Source organism: Ruegeria sp. CG4 (assembly GCF_056537185.1).
Window position 1 is genome coordinate 1 of record NZ_JBQFRB010000015.1, and the last position, 18,222, is coordinate 18,222.

17 protein-coding genes and 1 pseudogene are annotated in these 18,222 nt (G+C 53.7%); 5 read left to right on the forward strand and 13 right to left on the reverse strand.

The features are described 5' to 3' along the window. Window positions 1-119: 119 nt before the first annotated feature. The 6 genes from ACR0J2_RS23125 to ACR0J2_RS23150 form a co-directional block, all read right to left on the reverse strand. Window positions 120-1,241, reverse strand: a complete 1,122-nt coding sequence (locus ACR0J2_RS23125) for a DUF6538 domain-containing protein (RefSeq protein ID WP_480814013.1) — start codon at window positions 1,239-1,241, stop codon at window positions 120-122. 39 nt (window positions 1,242-1,280) lie between these two features. Next, a complete protein-coding gene (locus ACR0J2_RS23130) occupies window positions 1,281-1,472 on the reverse strand; it encodes a hypothetical protein (RefSeq protein ID WP_480814014.1) in 192 nt (63 codons plus the stop codon). Beyond that, a complete protein-coding gene (locus ACR0J2_RS23135; protein WP_170484287.1) occupies window positions 1,465-1,632 on the reverse strand; it encodes a hypothetical protein in 168 nt (55 codons plus the stop codon). The genes ACR0J2_RS23130 and ACR0J2_RS23135 overlap by 8 nt, the downstream gene beginning before the upstream one ends. A gap of 122 nt (window positions 1,633-1,754) precedes the next feature. Then, entirely contained in the window at window positions 1,755-2,060 is a 306-nt protein-coding gene (locus ACR0J2_RS23140; RefSeq protein WP_480814015.1) for an antibiotic biosynthesis monooxygenase, read from the reverse strand. 177 nt (window positions 2,061-2,237) lie between these two features. Next, the gene (locus tag ACR0J2_RS23145; RefSeq protein WP_480814016.1) at window positions 2,238-4,532 is read right to left on the reverse strand and encodes a rhodanese-like domain-containing protein; all 2,295 of its coding nucleotides are present in this window, start codon (window positions 4,530-4,532) and stop codon (window positions 2,238-2,240) included. Window positions 4,533-5,356: 824 nt separating this feature from the next. Further along, window positions 5,357-6,262, reverse strand: a complete 906-nt coding sequence (locus ACR0J2_RS23150; RefSeq protein WP_480594061.1) for a LysR family transcriptional regulator — start codon at window positions 6,260-6,262, stop codon at window positions 5,357-5,359. A gap of 88 nt (window positions 6,263-6,350) precedes the next feature. On the opposite strand from ACR0J2_RS23150, the gene ACR0J2_RS23155 reads away from it, so the two are divergent. Beyond that, window positions 6,351-6,569, forward strand: a complete 219-nt coding sequence (locus tag ACR0J2_RS23155; protein WP_170808434.1) for a hypothetical protein — start codon at window positions 6,351-6,353, stop codon at window positions 6,567-6,569. A gap of 18 nt (window positions 6,570-6,587) precedes the next feature. On the opposite strand, the gene ACR0J2_RS23160 is transcribed toward ACR0J2_RS23155, so the two are convergent. From ACR0J2_RS23160 to ACR0J2_RS23175, 4 genes and pseudogenes are all read right to left on the reverse strand, one after another. Continuing rightward, window positions 6,588-6,734 carry a hypothetical protein gene (locus tag ACR0J2_RS23160; RefSeq protein WP_480442435.1) on the reverse strand — a complete coding sequence of 49 codons (147 nt, stop codon included), beginning with the start codon at window positions 6,732-6,734 and terminating at the stop codon, window positions 6,588-6,590. Between the two features lie 648 nt (window positions 6,735-7,382). After that, window positions 7,383-8,024 (reverse strand): zinc-binding dehydrogenase, encoded by a 642-nt coding sequence (locus tag ACR0J2_RS23165; RefSeq protein ID WP_480814055.1) that lies wholly within the window; start codon window positions 8,022-8,024, stop codon window positions 7,383-7,385. Between the two features lie 3 nt (window positions 8,025-8,027). After that, window positions 8,028-8,417: pseudogene (locus tag ACR0J2_RS23170) on the reverse strand (alcohol dehydrogenase catalytic domain-containing protein); the annotation flags it as partial. Window positions 8,418-8,471: 54 nt separating this feature from the next. Beyond that, entirely contained in the window at window positions 8,472-9,320 is an 849-nt protein-coding gene (locus tag ACR0J2_RS23175; RefSeq protein WP_170808432.1) for a TauD/TfdA family dioxygenase, read from the reverse strand. A gap of 144 nt (window positions 9,321-9,464) precedes the next feature. Between ACR0J2_RS23175 and ACR0J2_RS23180 the strand changes: the two genes are divergently transcribed. From ACR0J2_RS23180 to ACR0J2_RS23190, 3 genes are all read left to right on the forward strand, one after another. Next, entirely contained in the window at window positions 9,465-10,352 is an 888-nt protein-coding gene (locus tag ACR0J2_RS23180) for a LysR family transcriptional regulator (protein WP_480814017.1), read from the forward strand. A gap of 228 nt (window positions 10,353-10,580) precedes the next feature. Then, window positions 10,581-11,543, forward strand: a complete 963-nt coding sequence (locus tag ACR0J2_RS23185) for a PLP-dependent cysteine synthase family protein (protein WP_480814018.1) — start codon at window positions 10,581-10,583, stop codon at window positions 11,541-11,543. Window positions 11,544-12,290: 747 nt separating this feature from the next. Further along, complete coding sequence (locus ACR0J2_RS23190; RefSeq protein WP_170617524.1) at window positions 12,291-13,898, forward strand: BCCT family transporter; 1,608 nt, start codon at window positions 12,291-12,293, stop codon at window positions 13,896-13,898. An 84-nt stretch (window positions 13,899-13,982) separates the two neighbouring features. On the opposite strand, the gene ACR0J2_RS23195 is transcribed toward ACR0J2_RS23190, so the two are convergent. Further along, window positions 13,983-14,396 (reverse strand): universal stress protein, encoded by a 414-nt coding sequence (locus tag ACR0J2_RS23195; protein WP_170825435.1) that lies wholly within the window; start codon window positions 14,394-14,396, stop codon window positions 13,983-13,985. A gap of 196 nt (window positions 14,397-14,592) precedes the next feature. Here ACR0J2_RS23195 and ACR0J2_RS23200 point away from each other — a divergent pair, with 196 nt between their 5' ends. Next, window positions 14,593-15,264 carry a deiodinase-like protein gene (locus ACR0J2_RS23200; protein ID WP_170617516.1) on the forward strand — a complete coding sequence of 224 codons (672 nt, stop codon included), beginning with the start codon at window positions 14,593-14,595 and terminating at the stop codon, window positions 15,262-15,264. Window positions 15,265-15,383: 119 nt separating this feature from the next. Here the strand turns inward: ACR0J2_RS23200 and ACR0J2_RS23205 are convergent, their stop codons facing one another. Both ACR0J2_RS23205 and ACR0J2_RS23210 read right to left on the reverse strand, forming a co-directional pair. Further along, entirely contained in the window at window positions 15,384-17,108 is a 1,725-nt protein-coding gene (locus ACR0J2_RS23205) for a GAF domain-containing protein (protein WP_480814056.1), read from the reverse strand. Between the two features lie 358 nt (window positions 17,109-17,466). Continuing rightward, window positions 17,467-17,640, reverse strand: a complete 174-nt coding sequence (locus tag ACR0J2_RS23210; protein WP_170617520.1) for a hypothetical protein — start codon at window positions 17,638-17,640, stop codon at window positions 17,467-17,469. Window positions 17,641-18,222: the final 582 nt, after the last annotated feature.

The window sequence follows — 18,222 nt, forward strand, 5'->3', positions numbered from 1 at the left end:
CATCAATATCTCAACCTGCCGCAACTTCGAGACAATCTCTTCCGGCTTCGGTCGCTTGTTCGCCATGTGGTTCCTCCGTTTTCTTAACCATCACGGTGGACCACTTCAGAGGGGGAGGATCAGAACACCAGTCCCGGTCGCTCCAGACCCAGCCGCCGTCTCAGTCTCGCGAAGCCCTTAGTGACATGTGCCACGGTCAGGTCGGGGAACAGAGGACCAGATGATGGTAGCTGCCGGAACGTCTCATCCAGCACCGGGTGAACCGGCACCAGTCGCTCCGCCGCGTCGGTCTTCAGAAGTCGCAGTTGGTTAGGTCGAACATGAACGAACGCGCCGAGGTTGCCTTTGGTCACGAGGTCTTCCCGAAGCAGCCCGACCGCTTCCCCTGCGCGCAGTCCTGTCAACAGGCAAGTCAGCAGAACGGAATGAAGCTCAGGATCACGAGACGCCAGAAGTCTGGAGACCTCATCGTCAGTCGGCACCGCATAGGGTTGAGGACGCACTTTCCGATCGAACGGCACCGTCCGGAACGAGTTGACCTCCAGATGCCCCTCATAGACCACCCAGTCGAGGAAGTGATTGACCTGCGACCAGATCCGCCGCTGGGTTCTGGCCTTAATAGTTACTGATCCCCGAGACGAGTAGGTAACGAGTTGGTCCAGGGTCAGCCCGCGTGTCCGTTCCAACTTACCGATCATCGGTGATAGCTGGGCTATCGCTGACAGGAACTCTCGCCCCTCCGCCCGCGTCAGACTGCATATCGATCGGTCACCATATCGGCTCGTGAACAACCCCACAGAGTATCGGACCGATTTGAACCCGCTGGGTCGTAGTTCGTTACTGCGCCGGGAGAGATAGGCGCGGCTCAGGTCACGAACCGGCACCTTAACCGGCGCAGATGGTGTGGTGAAGGCAGACCGCTCCAGATTGCATCCAGAGCCCTCCAGAGTGGCCCGGAGACGCAAGAGAGACGACTCTGGCTGGTTGAGCCAATCAGGAACGTCAGCGGTGCTCTCTGTGGCAGACAGGGCGTCCTCTGCCTGGCCACGGACTTGCTCCACCAGTGTCTCGAAGCGGGCATTGACTTCAGCGGCTCGAACACGGGCGGTGTTACGATCCCCGGTCTTCAGGCTCTGCTTCAGCGCCTGAGCGCCCAGCGCGAGAGCCACGTCAACGGGATAGTTGCGTCTGAACAACCACGTATGGCCCTTCAGATAGGCATAGCGAATGTGAGCAGACATGGGTCTCCTCCTTTCAGTGTTGATTGCTAGGGATTGCCGTTAGGCGTCAGGGACGCGCCGGACGATCATCTCGAGGGCCGGTTCGCCGTAGGTACCAGCCAGTGGGCCGGTCACAGCAAAGCCGGTCACGCAGTCTTCGAACACCTCTTCCACGCGGAACAGATGTTCAGGGACGTCATCAAAGGCGCGGATGACCACGACGTCACCGGGGTTCAGCTTCAGCTCAGTCATCGTCGGACCTCCACGTCCAGAGGACCGCCAGCAGAACCAGCGCCGAGACAGCGGGATGGGACCGAGACACCACCCAGAGCATCGTCGTCAGGACAGCCTTGGGCGGTGGGTGCAAAAGAAAACCCCCGACGAGAACGCCGAGGGCAGACAGGTACTTCATGGATCAAACTCCTGCAGTTGCTTCTTTATTTAGATGCAGGAAGTTGCTCGGTTTTCGGGGGAGCGGACGTTCAATCAGTCTGGACGAGCTTCTGTTAGGCGGACAAAGCGTTACTAAAGCTTTCAGGGACCCACAGATCCTAGCAGCTCAAAGTGCTCGATGCTGGCCGAGGCAATCAAATCTCGCTCCTCGGGCTCAATCCGCGCTTCGAGCCAATTGTCGCCCGCGAAATTTTTTATCGAATCCAAGTCGCGCCAGAGCATTGTCATGCAGAATGCGTTCGGGTCGCCCCTCCAAGGCTTTCCGGCTGCCACCCAGATCAAGCCATCCTGGCTTTTCACAAGAGGCAGTATTTGATCGCGAAAAATCGTCTCAAATTCTACGGCCTTGCCTTCGTGTACGGTCAATCGGAACTGGCGGAGCAGCATTCGAGTTCCTCCGGATTTTTGGTCTTAACAATAATAGCATACTGAGACGATCGTTTTGGCTCTCTGCGTTTATCGACCGGTACCAACTGAACGTCTGCTCTACGCCCAACAGAAGCTCGCAGCCGACGTTTCTGTCTTTTTTCAGAGTGAAACCAAGGGTAGTTGGCGAGCGACGAGCTAATCGTTTTCAACGATTGCCGTTGGAAGGCCTTGCTCGACCCAATCTGGATACCCACCGGCATAGTACCGAGAATCCTCAAAGCCCCAGAGGTGGGCCTTTATTGCGGCATACGCAGAATATGGGCAATGTGGCCCATGGCAGCTGAATACCATAGTGTCATCAAGTTCCGCTATTTCCAAAAGCGCGTCTCGTGACAGACCAACTAACAGCGAGAAGTTGAAGGAATTGGGTATATGCCCGGCATTAAAATCCAACTTCGCGCGCACATCGACGAATTTCGCTGCGCCTTGTTCCCAAAGAGTATGTGCTTCTTCAGTATTAATACGAGAGATTGATTCAGGGTAATATAAACCTTCATCACGTGTCATTTGGTCTGCGACATCATCGTAATCAATGTCATTGCCAGTGCTGGGTGGTACCCCGGCTTTCAAAACGCCCTCATACAAATGTCGGCGATAATCCGGGTCGTAACCGTACATGTCACCGTACCACCAGATAAGGCTTTCTTCAGCCGTGAAGGGATCATAAAACGACGGCAGGGCAAGAGCGTCGTACTGCTTTACCAGATCAGGGACTTCCTCTAGCCGCTCCAAGTGACCAAGCGCGGATACTAACGTTGTAATATCGGCCACTATGTCAGAATTGCGGTTGAGCACGCGTCGCATCGTTGCCACGACATCCTCATATTTTTTTTGGTGAAGCTGGGAAACACCCAGTTCGCGCAAATAGCGGGTTGGTTCAAGCGGGTCAAAACGCAAAGCATACTGAACCGCCGCTTCCGCTTCCGACGCACGCCCTGTCGCGTTAAGGACCTTGGCTTTTACGAGATGTATGTCAGGGTCATTTGGCGCCAGAGCCAACGCTTTATCTAATTCCTTATATGCCTCATCGTGGCGGCCCTGCTCCACAAGAATCTCTGCCTGAACCGAATATGCTAAAGCCGATGGTTCCTCCATCGCTTTTTCAAGGCTTCTTTCCACTTCTTTCCAAGACCGTTCAAACCCGCCACTCATGGCCAGAAACCAGACACTCTGAACAATTCGCCAATGGGCCGCAGCTAAGGCAGCATAAGCCCTGTGGTAATCGGGATCGATTGCGATCGCGTCTTCAAATCTGGAAATCGCGCTCAAGGTGTCATCAGAATTGCCACTGCGCAGAAGTTCAAGGCCGTACAGCAGCGAGTCATACGCTTCAGGATGTTCAGTTTCTGTTGTTCCAAACTCCTGTTTTTCTTTGGCTGTCAATTGAACCGCCAATGCAGATGTTATTTCTTCTAGGACCTTGTCCTGAAGTTCAAAAACCTGCTGAACATCACTGTCATATCGGTCGGCCCAAATATGATGACCGCTCAAGGCATCGATCAACTGTGCATTTACACGGACTTGATCTCCTGCTCTGCGCAGGCTCCCTTCAAGGATGTATTGTACCCCCAATTCTTCAGCGACCTGCTGGGATTTCACGGCCTTGTCTTTGTATGTCCAACTTGAATTTCGTGAAATTACGAAAATGCCAGACAGCTTGCTCAAGTCCGTGATCAGGTCTTCGGTGATCCCGTCTGCAAAAAATGCGTGTTCTGGATTGTCACTAAAATCGTCGAACGGAAGTACCACGAGTGAAGGCTTGTCCGGCAGAGGAAGGGCCATCTGATCAACTGAGGCAGGATCGAATTCCGGTTTCCATGGTCGCCAAATCATTAGTGCAAGCAAGAGGATGATCGCAGACATTGAAATGCCTACCTTGATTGGAAAATTTCCAGAGCTTGAAACAAGCGGCTTCCCGCCCGGCACCACCCGATACACCCTGACAGGAGTGGATATGTTTTTTACTCTCTTTTCTCCTAGATCTTCATAACCAACTTCCACGTTCGCTTTGAGGTGATCGTAGGCTGTGCCGGATACGACCACTCCTCCCGGTGCGGCCAATTCTTCCAGCCGAGCCGCGATGTTGACACCGTCTCCGTAGATATCCCCCTCGTCGAAGACTACATCGCCAAGGTTGACCGCAACTCGATAGCGGATCTTGCGATCTTCAGGGACATGCTCTTCTCGGGTTTTCATGGCTTCTTGAATCGAAACCGCACAGTGAACTGCCTCTACGACACTGGGGAACTCGGCAATCATTCCGTCCCCCGTTAGTTTTATTATATGACCTTTATGGGTGTCTATCTTGGGGTCGATGAGTTCGATCCGGTGTCGTTTTTGTCGCTCAATGGTACCTGTCTCGTCGGCCTCCATCAGGCGCGAGTACGCAACCATGTCGGCGGCGAGAATGGCAGCAATCCTACGCTCCATGCTAATCCTCCGAGTTTGAGGATAGCAGAAAATGAAATGAAATTCGACTTTAGGCCTGTTTATCGCATTCAACCGTCATTGGCCCCGCCAGCGCCTGTCGCCACTGTAAAATGGGGCTGCCAGCGGCTCTAATTGCCCATGCTGACCCGTTGATGCTCCATTCCGCCCGTCTACTTCGCTTAATAGAATGCCCGATGTTCACCCTCTAAACTCCCCGCGCTCACTCGTCCTTCGTCCTCGTGCCGCCTATCGCTTCGCTCCGCTAAATGCCCCCGAAACCGCCCCAGTTCCGGCCACCGGTTGGAAAAGCTCTTAGGTTTCATCGGTGGGCAAGGATTCCTACCACCCCAGCCAGTTGATCGGAACATCGTTACTTCGATACCCGTGGCACCCGTTTGCTACGGAAAATGCCCCCGTTTATGCCCCAGTGGTTTCGGGTGTTCTGACTCCCCCTGTCTACTCCTCTTTCCTGACCTCTAGCAGGGGTTCTATGGGGGTGGGGAATAGGTAAAAATAATGAATAGAAACCGGAGGATAGAGAGACCCCAGTACCCTCCTTCCTGATCCAAAATACACAGAGGGAGGAGGAGGTTAGGCGAACGACCGAAATGCGGGCGGAGCGGTCGTCTGCCTCGGTTGAGATTATAACCGCAGTTAGCCGGAATCGGACGTGACCAACGGGAATTTCCGTCTGAGGAAGCGTAGACTGGCTAGCCGGAGAGCGGTCGCTCGGGGCGCAATTCATAGACAGTCGGTGTGCGGATGAAAACCCAATCAGTGTGGTTGACCGCCGCAATTCATTATTCCGGTTTCACGGGAAGATTCTACCTGAAAATGGCAGCATAGCGGGGCGCGAAGAATTTCGCGAAGGCCTTTACTTCGGGGCGACGATAAGCCTCTGGCGCAATCAGCATCAAATGCTCCGAGTTCATCTCCTCGAGCGGCGCAAAGCATTGAATGAGCGTGTCATCGCTTTCGGCAAGTTTCACGTTTATGATGCCAAGGCCATGACCCGACCGGATGGCGGCATGCATCAGGTCCAGCTCGGAATAGGTTTGCCTGATCTGATCAGGTTCCGCATAGCGGATCAGCCAATCGTGAAAGGCTGACGGCACACCTTCACGTAGGAAGCTGACAAACGTATGGTTGAACAAGTCTTCTACCGAGGTCGGCAACCCGTGTTTTTCGGCGTATGAATGGGATCCGAAAAGCGCGTAACGCGCGGTGCTTATCTTGCGGCAGATGAGGTCCGGATGGGGAGGGCTTCTTGTCACGCGCAGTGCTATGTCCGCTTCGCCAGCCGATAAATCCAGGACTTCGACGCTGGGCAGGAATTCGAAGCTGACATCGGGGCGGAGCAAAGAGAACTCGTTGAAGATCGTTGCGACCCGGGGCGAGAAGTTGCCGGAATAGGCCGTGATCCGGATCGGTCTGGTGCTGCGCAACGTTTCGACTGTCTCGGCCAGGCAAATCGCCGCCGCTTCGATTTCTTCCGCCTTCTGCAGGATTGCTCGTGCTGTTTCGGTCGGTCGGAAGCCGCGCGTGTCCCGCTCGAACAAGGTTATGCCAAGCTCATGCTCAAGCGCCTCAATGCGGCGTGCAACAGTTGGCTGGGCCATGCCGAGCTGGGGCGAGGCAGCCAAGGTGGACCCCGCGCGCACGACGGCAAGAAAGACCCTGATTTCTGACCAGCTCCGGAATGCGCTCTTCATTTTTGTAGAATAGCACATCGCCGCGGCCGATACCCGAAAATCCCGCAGCCACTACAGTGGGAGAGCCTTCGCAGCAGCAGAAAAGGCCCGAGAGATGAATGCATTCATGACCAGCACCCGCACAGTCCCGCCGCTTCAAAAGGCTCTTGGCTTCATCCAGCGTGTATTCAACTTCGCCCTGCGCCCCCGCACTGAGGAAACGCAGCCCGATGACGCCCGGTCCCGGCGGGAATTCATCAGGGAGGTTCTTTCCCGCAACCCGGACGCCTTCTCCAGCGATGCCGATGTCCAAAGTATGATGAGTATGTATCCCGGCAGGTACTGACTGGTTCGGGGCGGACCTTTAGCGCAAATCCCCACCCGCTGCAGACCGTCGAATGGCCGCTATCGGGCCGGTCGTGCCGATCCGCAATGCCCAGCGGCCTTTGCCTCGTAAAGTCAGAAAACTGCGGGTCGCTGCCACCCGAGCCGAACGCAGCATCTTACACATTTGGGCTCGAACCTGACATGCCTAGATGTCTCTCCAACCCCATTCAGCGCTGGCCGTCCAAGATGCGGTCGATCAACTCTGCCACCTCCGGATGGTCCGACCAGCGGTGAACGTCGATCGGGCGCGAGTGCCATGGGTTCTCTGTCTCCCCCATAACCTCCTCCTCCCTCTGTGTATTATGGATCAGGAAGGAGGGTACTAGGGCCTCTCTATCCTCCGGTTTCTATTCATTACTTATACCTATTCCCCACCCCCATAGAACTCCTGCTAGAGGTTGGGTAACAGGGGTAGTCTGGGGGAGTCAGAACACCCGAAACCACTGGGGCATAAACGGGGCTGGCCTACCCGTCTACGAGTGCCGACAGGTGCTTACGAGATCAACCATCCACTGATGCTGAGACGACCGTTGACGAGTCGTTCCTGGGGCTGACGGTTGGTCGCCGGTGCTGGCGGGTGGCGGGGCCTATGGAGTCGATGGCTTCAAAGCGGTCGCTCAAGCCTAATACACGAATGACAGCCTAGAGCCAAAAGCAGACGTTCATTGCGTTACCCGGAACAGCCAGATTGCGCGAATAACTGAATTTGCATAGGGACGCACAATGATAGAGGGAATGACTGTTTAAAAAACCCATAAGGCGTTTGGGCCGATCACGGCTGAAACCTTGTGATAACAGCGGTTCCTGGGGAAGTCGGTCCATTCATTGCGCGAAGTTCATTGCTAGCCTCTTCCAATCGGATTTCTCTGGCGACCATTGGCTGGATATCCACTTCGCCACGTTCGATCATTCCTAGAAGGCGGGGGTATTTCCATGAAGGCATACCACGAGTGCCAAAAAACGAGAGTTGTTTGGAATAGATTGCACGCATGTTCACCTGCATCTGGCCGTCGCCCGACGGCATACCAATTTGCACGTGTCGGCCAAGGATAGCGAGACACTCTACGGATGCGTTCGTCGTTGTTTCGATACCCAACGCTTCTATGGAAACCTGTGCTCCTCCATCCGTGATATCTCGGATCGCTGCTGCGGCGTCTTCTTTGCTTGCATTTACTGTTGCGTCCGCGCCGTTGAGCTTTGCATACTCAAGCTTTTCTTCAACCACATCCACTACGACAACTCGGCATCCAAGCATTTTTGCCAATAGAAGAACGGACAAGCCAATCCCTCCGGTTCCGTGGACAGCCACCCATTCACCAGCTGCGACATCTGCACGGTCAGTCAAAGCATGCCAAGCAGTGGTGACACGACACCCGAGCCCTGCCGCCAAGGCAGGGGACAGCGTTTCTGGCAAGTGAACCAAGTTGTGGTCAAAAGGCACTGCAACGTATTCTGCGTATGCACCTTGCGTTCCAAATCCAGGAACGATTTGGTTAGCACAAGTGTTTGATACGCCTGTTTGACAAGCGTTGCAGCTGCCGCAGCCTAAGATGAATGGCGCTATGAGGCGATCACCAACTTTGTGCTTCGCTTGAGGCCCTGCCTCTACCACGGTCCCACAGTATTCGTGCCCTAAGATGGAGCCATTTTGAACTTTGGGGTGTGCACCAGACCATCCATGGAAATCCGAGCGGCATACGCCACAGGCAGCGACCTCCAGGACCACTCCATTGTCTGGGCAGGTTGGATCCGGGACCGTCTCAATCGAAAGGTCTTCACAAAACTCTCTTACGACTGCAGCTCGCACTTAGCGCTCCTAAAGATTTGGTTTCATTGATCGAGCAATTCGGTTCAGTCGAGACTAAACAGGTCTATCGCCTTTCACGGTCACACGTCGCCCTTTACGCTCTGCGGGCCAATAGTCCCAGATAGCACGATGCATGCAGCACCGGTTGTCCCAAAAGGCCATGTCGTAAAGCGACCACCTGAACCGGATTTGATAGTTGATTTGTTCCGCATGCTCGAAAAGCATGTCGAGGATCGCATCGCTTTCCTTATCCGACAAGCCCACAATCTTTGTCGTAAATGTTCGGTTCACAAATAGCGATTTCCGGCCCGTTTCCGGATGAGTTCTAACAATTGGATGAACTGCTTCGGGACAATCAATATCGCTGTCTTTTTGTCCCCGGTCGCTATAGCGGCCTTTATAGATATGCTCTGAACTATGAAGCGCAGACAGGCCGTTGATCATATCTTTTATCGGTTCAGAAAGATCGTCGTAGGCCGCATACATATCACTGAACATAGTGTCCCCGCCGCAGGGAGGGGCGATATGGATTTGAAGCATAGTTCCAAGAGGAGGCGTCTCGTCGCAAGAGACGTCAGAGTGCCAGAACTCACCGTTTGCTACCTTGGAATTCTTGGTTGCATGGATTTCGAAAATCTCTGGATATCCTTCCATTGTTGGGGCTGCGGGGTGCGCATGAAGCGGTCCAAAGCGTTTCCCAAATTCAATGTGCTGCGCAGGCGGAATTTCTTTCTGCTCTTTGAAAAACAGAACTTGATAGGTGTGAAAAGCGCTGCAGATCTCTGCGAACTGGTTGTCAGGAACAGGCCGGCTTAGATCGACTCCATAAATCTCAGCCCCAAGGTTTGGAGCGAAGGGTTTGGCAACGATGGAAGTATAAGCGTTGGATTTGGGAGCAACCATAAGCACCTCTGGGTTTGGTTTCGTTGGGCATGCCATGCGCAAGGTACACATCAACAAAAATGAACAAAAACGAAAATTCTTTGACTAATCAGTGAAAAACTTTCACATATCGATCACGGTTTAGGCGGTAGTGAGGTTATCGATATGAGCATTCGGTCACTACGAACTCTAATCGCAGTTCATCGACATGGTAGCTTCCGTGCCGCGTCAGAGGCGGAGCATCTAACTCCGTCGGCGGTCAGTCACCAGATGCGGAATCTGGAGGTCACGTTGGGGCTCGTTTTATTTGACCGATCGGCCAAATCAACCAAACTGACTCATGCCGGGCTAACGTTCGCCGAAGAGGCTGCAGCGGTGGTGGCCGCATATGACGGTTTGGCGGAAAGGGTGAGGTCGAACAACGAACTCTTTGGTGAAATAACTTTGGGGGCCGTTCCAACAACTCTGACTGGATTGGTGCCAATTGCGCTAGCGAGGCTAAAGTCCGTGCATCCGGATATCCGTGTAAGAATTGTTCCAGGTTTGACCAATCAGCTTTTGCTACAGTTAGATCGCGGGCAGATTCAAGCGGCGATCATTTCCCGACCAGATGTTCTGCCAAACACGTTGGAATTCTCTGAAATTGTATCCGAAGAATTGGTCCTGCTTGTCTCGGAAAACACCCCAGATTTACCTCCGAAAGAACTGCTTGGTGCGTCACCGTTTATTCGTTTTACGCGTGATGCGGTTGTAGGAAGGCAAATCGAGACTTGGCTGCAAAGAAAGGGCATTGAAGTCAAAGACGCCATGGAACTAGAGAGCCTTGAAGCAATCTCAAGTATGGTGGCGGCTGAACTTGGCGTATCAATCATACCAGACAGCCGCTTAGCTGCATATGACCACTTGCGGCTCAAAAGTATTCCCCTTGAACAGAACGGACCTAAGCGCATTGTTGGCCTGGCGAATATGAGAGCCTCACCTCGCACTAAAATGATCGACGCAGTTAAGACGGCACTATTGGAAGCAGTAGAAAACCAGCTGGTATATTTGTGAGCTCGCACTTCAGCAGGTATCCACAAGAAAATTTTTGCCACTTAAATAACCGAGACTGGATATCAGTTTTGGCCAGTCTCTAACGCCAAACCTGATTGCCGCGATAGGTTGTGTCGCCTACAGAGCAGCCTTACGTTACTTTTTGGTGGCTGAGCCCCAGGCGCCCAAGTTGCAAAACTCTGCAGTGTCTACCAAAGTTCGCTTCGAAACAGAGTTGGGACTCTTATTATGACTGGTACATTTTGTTCCATTCTCGGAGCGATTGGAAACACACCTTTGGTGTCTCTTGATCGGCTGGTAAAGCATTATGGTTGCGAGGGAAAAATTTTAGCCAAGCTCGATTACTTGAACCCCGGATTCTCCAAAAAAGACCGCGCGGCGCTTGGGGTCATTGAAGCAGCTGAGGCCAATGGCACGTTAGAGCAAGGGCAGACAATCGTTGAGCTGACAAGTGGCAATATGGGCACCGGCCTTGCCATCATCTGCAGTATCAAAGGCTACCCATTCATTGCTGTCATGTCCAAAGGCAACTCGCCTGAGCGCGCACAAATGATGCAGGCTCTTGGCGCCGAAGTCGTGTTGGTAGATCAAATGCCGGGAAGTCGCCCCGGGGAAGTATCCGGCGCTGACCTCGCAGAGGTTGATCGCGTGGCTACAAAACTGACGATTGAACGCAACGCATTTCGAGCTGACCAATTCCAACGAGAAGGTAATCCGAGTGCCCATGAACATACGACTGGCCCAGAACTTTGGGAACAGTCCGGCGGCAACATCGATGCATTCTGTGATTTTGTCGGATCGGGTGGCACTTTGTCTGGGACTTCCAAGTACCTGCGATCGCGAAATTCAGAGATCAAATGCTATCCCATTGAGCCCGAAGGCGCTGCAGTTATCGCCGGTCAGGAAGTGACAAGCCCCGAACATCCCATTCAGGGAGGTGGGTATGTTATGGATGATCTCGATTTCCTTCGAGGGTTCGTGTGGGATGGGTTTCTTCAAATTGATGGCAACACTGCACGTCAGACTTGTCGCAATCTGGCGCGTTTAGAAGGCATTTTTGCTGGGTTTTCTGCCGGCGCCAACGTGGCGGGTGCTGTCGAGCTGCTAAAAGGCCCTCACAAGGGCCAGACCGTTTCCGTGATCATTTGCGACTCCGGATTGAAGTACCTTTCTACTGATCTTTTCACGTAGAACTGCCCGTTGGCGTAGGGTGCGTCCGCGAAGTAGACGCTCACGAAGATACTGCGAATGACCGAATTGAGCCAATATTGTTGAAAAACTCGAGAATTCGGCCCACTCGCTTTTTCGCCGATTTCCATCGCGTCAGCAATGCTGACACCACTTGCCCAAAGCAGGCCATGACAGCCTCTCACATCGCGGAACCATTGCTTCGGCCGACCCCCTGGCTAAAAAAATCAACCGCCTGACAATGGGTAATTATTTACCGGTTTTGGCCAAAACTGGAGTTTTTTAACAATATCAGCCCAATGCGGATATCACAGGACAGCAGATTGAATTGTGGTACCGGTGCCAAAGCGTAAGCAATTAAAACGCGTCAATTCTGCCCACTTGACGGTTGCGCTACCCGAGGAAACTGAGCCAGCTGCGAGTTCCCCGATGCTGTTAGACAGGGATGAGCTTGACCTAACGGTTCTGCAGTTTAGCCGAGATGGCTACGACAGACTTCAGAACACAGAGTCACTTAGTCGAGTGGGTTTTGGCGCTCTCGGCCGACTAATTTTGCCGCTACGCGACAAAGTTACCCTGTTGAAATTGTTTAGCTATCGAAGCTGATTTGACTGTTTTTTGTTTCGTGACTTTGCTGTCCTGGGACTTGATGCGCCGTTTCCTGTTGCAGCTCCCTCCAACTCAGTGTTGGACAGATCGTCGCATGCCGTGCAACGATAAACCTTATGAAACAGCGCTATGGGAGGCAAAATGTCAGATTCAAGTCCCAAAAAGATGCTCGACCCGGACCCACGTGTCTGGGACTTCGAGACTGAGTATGAACTCGGACAAGACAACATCAGGCCGCTCGGGTTGGATATCCACAACCCCGTCTTCATTGTCTCTGGTTTGCTGATCCTGGGTTTCGTGATCGTGGCTTTGGCCAATCAGGAAGCTGCTGCTGCATTCTTCGGCTGGCTCCGGCCATGGCTGACCAGTACCTTTGACTGGTTTCTGGTGTTGTCGGTAAATGCCATCACATTGTTCTGCCTGGCGCTTATTGTCCTGCCAGTCGGAAAAGTCAGAATTGGCGGAAAGGATGCGAAACCCGATTACTCATATGCGGGTTGGATCGCAATGATGTTTGCGGCAGGGATCGGGATCGGCCTCCTGTTCTTTGGTGTTTTGGAGCCAGTGTATTACAACTTTTCGGAAGACGGGAATGCACGGCCCCTGAACATCGACATTAGTCAACCGGGCAATGAGTATATTGGTGTCGTCGGGACAATACATCACTGGGGTCTCGAAGGCTGGGCTGTATATGCTGCAGTGGGATTGGCGCTTGCGATATTCGCTTACAACCTGAACCTGCCACTCACGCTCCGGTCGGCTTTTTTTCCGCTGCTTGGAGAACGAGTCTGGGGCTTTTGGGGACATCTCATCGACACGCTGGCAGTCTTTGCGACACTTTTCGGCCTCACGACGTCCTTGGGCCTGGGTGCTCAACAGGTTGCTGCAGGTCTGAACGAGGTGTTTGGCATCTCACCGTCCCCGACGCTGACCGTTATCATTATCGTTGCCATCACGCTTATCGCTCTTGGCTCCGTCCTCTTGGGCATGGACGCGGGCGTAAAAAGACTGTCTGAGATAAATATGATAATGGCCGTCGGGCTCTTTATTTTTGTGATCGCTATGACCGGAATTTCTGCTGCAATCGCGCGCTACGTTTCAGTCATGGTGGACTATGTCACATTGCTGCCTGCGCTTTCCAATCCGTTCGGGCGGGAAGATACGAGCTTTTTCCACGGCTGGACAACATTTTATTGGGCGTGGTGGATTGCTTGGTCGCCTTTCGTCGGCATGTTCATTGCACGGATTTCCCGGGGTCGCACCGTGCGTGAGTTTGTACTCTGTGCTCTGATTGCACCAACAGCTGTTTGTGCGTTGTGGATGTCCACTTTCGGAGGTGCGGCCATCGACATGCTGAATTCCGGTGGTGCTGAAGGAGTCAAAGCCACTGTAATCGACAGTTATGCTCCGGAGGGCGCCTTGTTCGGTTTCCTCAAGGAACTGCCGCTGTACAACATCATTGCGCCGATCTCGCTGGTATTGATTGTGATCTTCTTTGTCACCTCGTCCGACTCCGGTTCACTGGTGATCGATACAATCACCGCAGGTGGCAAGTTGGATGCGCCCGTCGTTCAGCGTGTATGGTGGTGTACTCTTGAAGGCCTTGTCGCTATTGCACTGCTCCTCGGCGGTGGGTTGAACGCCCTTCAGGGAGCCGCCGTGTCCATGGGGATTCCGTTTACACTGGTGATACTCATCATGTGCTACTGCCTGTGGTTGGCCTTGCGATCTGAATACAAGAAGCTCTGAGAAACAGTCGAAAGCAGTTGTGGCTTCCCATTGAGATAGGGGAGCCACTACATCAAACTGCGGTACTTGGCCATTTTGGAACGGCTAGTTACGTACAACAAAAACAGAGCACCTAGCGTGCGTAACGACATGACTGGCGGTTGTACCCAACAGATAGTCTTGGATTTTTGGATTGGCCGCCTCCATTACGATCATGTCGACGTTGCGTTCATCCGCGAGTTTCACGATCTGGCGATGCACCGCTCCGGTCCGGACAGTGGTTTCAAGTTCGACGCCTTCTGCTGGGTGATCTTCAACAAACTTCTTCAGTTGCTCGCTCCAATATCCAACAGAGTCGCGAATGTTCAAGTTTCGCTCCATTTCTGGCGCAACTGTCACCACGAGAAGCCGCGCTTCTCGGCGTTTAGCCATTGCGATTGCTTCTTCGTAGGCGCTGTAATCCAGCCTCACGTGACGAAGATTTATCGGGCATAGGATTAAATTCGTATCAAGTGGCATCTTCACTGTCCCGTCTCACGCATTCAGTCAGTAAGTGTTAGACAATGACTTTGCTAGGTGGACCGTCAAGAGTGACCGCTTCCAATACACAGCAGCCGCTTTGTCCGCGTAGCTGTCGTTCGAGCGACACGCTGCGAATAATCGCTTCAGACTTCTTGGCCACTCGTGGTAAATTTGGTGTGGCGGAGGAAGAACAGTGAGCAAAATTGCATTCAGTATGCGTGATCAGATGGACGGTATGTCCGATGATGAATTCGAAGATGCGATGAGTCTTAGTAAGGCGGATTTTCTTGACTATCTCGACAAAGCGGCAGCGTCAGAAACGAGATGCAAGGCCAACTTAGGTGAACCGGCTCCAGACTTCTTGGCGCACGTATTATGTGAGGATGGAGACGTTTCATCCGACTTACTGAAGCTATCCGATCTTCGCGATGCGCCTGTCTCGTTGATTTTCGGGAGCTACACGTGTCCCATATTTCGTCGTCAATCCGAGCGCATGAAGCAGTTAATTGGCGAATTTGAAAACTCGGTTCAGTTCGTTTTCGTTTACACGCTGGAAGCGCATCCGACAGACGGATGGAACACAAACTCCAACCGTGCCGACAAAATTATGTACGCTCAACCAACAAATATGAATGAGCGTGCCAAGGTGGCCCATGATTGGCGAAGGGCCTTCAGCTTTCACAGCCAAGTTGTCCTAGATTGGCCAGACAATCGGATAAATGACGATTACGCTGGCGCACCAGAGCGCTTGTATATTCTCGACGCTAAGGGTGTCGTGACCTTCAAATCCGAGCAAGGCCCATATCACGATAGCCATCTAGAGGATTGGGCAAAAGCGTTAAGAAGCGCCACAACAAGCCCGTAGCGGTTTCGACCAATTGGCAATCCGATGCCGCTATGCAGCTAATGGCGGTTTTGTCCACTAAAGCGGCCATCAATACCAGATACCGCGAACGACTGGCCTGAGCCCTAAGCACTCATTGACTAAGCCTCAGCTATGCCGGTCAGCCGAAACACTTCCATTGGCTCCCGGATGCCTTTCAGCGTTAACTCCCCACGCGATTCCACGAGGAACCGATCCTCGAGCGCGATGGCCGCCCGCGGACTCAGAAGGATCTCTCCATCCTCTGCCTCGTCGCAAAGACGCGACGCTAGGTTGATCGGTGTGCCAGAAGCCGTGTAGTCGAACCGCCCCTCAAACCCCACGATCCCAATGTTCGCATAACCAAGGGAGACAGCCACACCGAAACCCAGCCGGTGGCCCAATCGCTTCCATCGCATGCAAAGATCCACCATCCGCGCGCGCATGGCAATCGCCAGCCGCGCCGCCTCGCCTGCGGGGTCGTCACAGGGCAGCGGATCGTTGAACAGCACCATTATGCCATCCCCCATCCGCAGATCAACTCCCGCCTCGTGGGCGTTGATCAGCTTTCCCATCTCTTCGTGATAGGTTTGGAGAACCTCGATGGTCTCCTCCGGCTCCGCCGTCTCGCAAAAGGCGGTGAAGCCCCTGATGTCGCAGAACAGCGCGCCCAGAAGCGCCCGATGGCTCGACAGCAACTTCTCAGATCCCGACGAAATGACGGTATCTGCAACCGCCGCCGGCAGGAACCGCTTTAGGCGCCCCATGCGCTCGATCTCGCCCACCTGGGCTTGCACCCGATCGCCCAATTCGGCATTGAGCGCCTCCAGCGCCCTGAACTGGCGCACGTTCTCGATGGCAATGGCGGCCTGGGAGGCGAAGCCTTCGACCAGTTGGGTATCCGAGTCACGCGGGAGGCGGTCGGGCGGCCACATGAGGTTTATGCTGCCCCACACTTCGCCGCGGACAAAGATAGGTACACCCACCAGATACTTCAGGCCCCGCGCCCGGACCCATTCGTAATCAAGATAACTTTCGTCAGTAGCATCGTCGATCCGGGCGACCGCTCGAGAGCGGAAAACCCGGCCAGTCAAAGTATTGTCGGCAAGCGGTTCTGCTGGCGTCAGTTCCGTCTCGGCGAGGGCTTCGCCGCGGACGCCATAGCTGGCGCAGTAGTGGATAATGCCATTCTCGACGCGCCACAAAGTGCACACCGGTGCACCACATAGTATCGCCGCGTTCCGCGTGATCAGATCGAACACTGGGCCATCATCGTCCCGATTCTGGCTGATGACTTCCAGAATATCCCGCATCGCCACTTCACGCTCTAGCCTAGCCTGCAGCTCGCGGAACTGCCGCACGTTCTGAATGGCGATAACGGCTTGTGCAGCGAAGGTTTGCACCAAGGCGATTTCATCTTCTGTGAAGGGCAACACTTCCCGACGGTAGAGAAACAAAACCCCTAGCGAAGAATCCGGTGTTAACAGCGGAACGGTAAGAAGTGTGCGTATGCCCTCAACTTCCACCGCGTGAACCCGGTGCGGTTGACCGGCATCGTAAATTTGGTCTCTTGCATCGGCGATCTGCAGCGGTTCGCGAGCAATCATCGCCTGTACCGTCAGTGATTGTTCCGGGTCCATTGGCAACGGATTGGCATTGATCAGCTCAACGAATTGTGACCGGGCGCCGTGATAGGCGGGGATTGTCAAACAGGTGCGCTCATCATTGGCCAGAAACAGACATGCAAATGGCGCATTACACAATCGTGCCGCGCTTTCAAGAATCACATCAAAAACAGGTTTTTCGTCGTCACGGGACCGTGAAATGACCTGAAGGATTGCCCGCATCGCACGCTCACGCTCACGTGCACGCGCAAGCTGTTTTTGCGACCCATGGCGATTTGTGTTCTGAGGCGAATTAATCACTGTCGCGCCTTTGGTTGCGATGTACTTAATTCAATCTTAGCCGCGCAGGCTTTCGCATTCCAGACTGTGTACTTGAGCACATCTGGCTGAGCAAAATTACATTTTCGACACGGGCGTTAGCATCTACTCGTATTGTGGGAAGCAATTCAGGCGACGTAATGACCGGCAGTTTTGTCCGCACAGCCTTCATTCCGCCACCTACGACCAACGTCATCTTTGGAAAAAGAATGAAAAGCAGAGATCCCCCGGCAAACCGCTAAGGGCCGCCGAGGTTTGGATTTCAGGGTGGTCTGCGGTTAACGACATTGTGGGCTAACCACTGCCAGTAGGCTTCAGCATCCCGGAACCCCTGAGCCCGAGCTGCCAGATCTTCCGCTGCCTTACGGGTGCACCCGCCGTCGTATTCGGCAATCGCTGCTCGCTCCTCGAACGCGTCGATGTCCGGGAAACTCATATCGGGAGCCGTATCTGATCGACGATCGACCGACGCTGCTCATCACTGATCCCAGCCGAGTAAATCCCGTAGGTGATCCCGTTCTCCGATCGAGCCGATTGGTGACCGACCAGAGAGGCTGTGAAGTGCTCAGGAAAACCCGTTCGCTCGCACTGGGCGATGAACCACTTGCGGGTCGAATGGAACACAAACTCTCGCCCCTACGCTCTGGTCAAGCTGCAAACCGATCGGTCACCGTATCGGCTCGCGAAAACCCGACGGAGTATCGGACCGATTAAAACCCGCTCGGTCCTAAATCGTTACTGCGCCGGGAGAGAAGCGAAACTTATCAATTAAGGGAGCACCCAAATGACAGGGTGGGAAGTCACATTCAACATTGCAGCAGCGGGAACGACAATCGCTCTGCTTCTTTATGTACAGTATCTTCTGAAAACCTACGGGCGTTATCGTTCAAACGACCTCGCGCTCGTCGCACAGTTTCGGGACACCGCACCGTATCATTGCTTGGATGAATTGTTCGCGAGCAGGAAGTGAATTTCTGCATTGGCACCACTCGACGTCTTCAGCCTGATGCCACAGCCG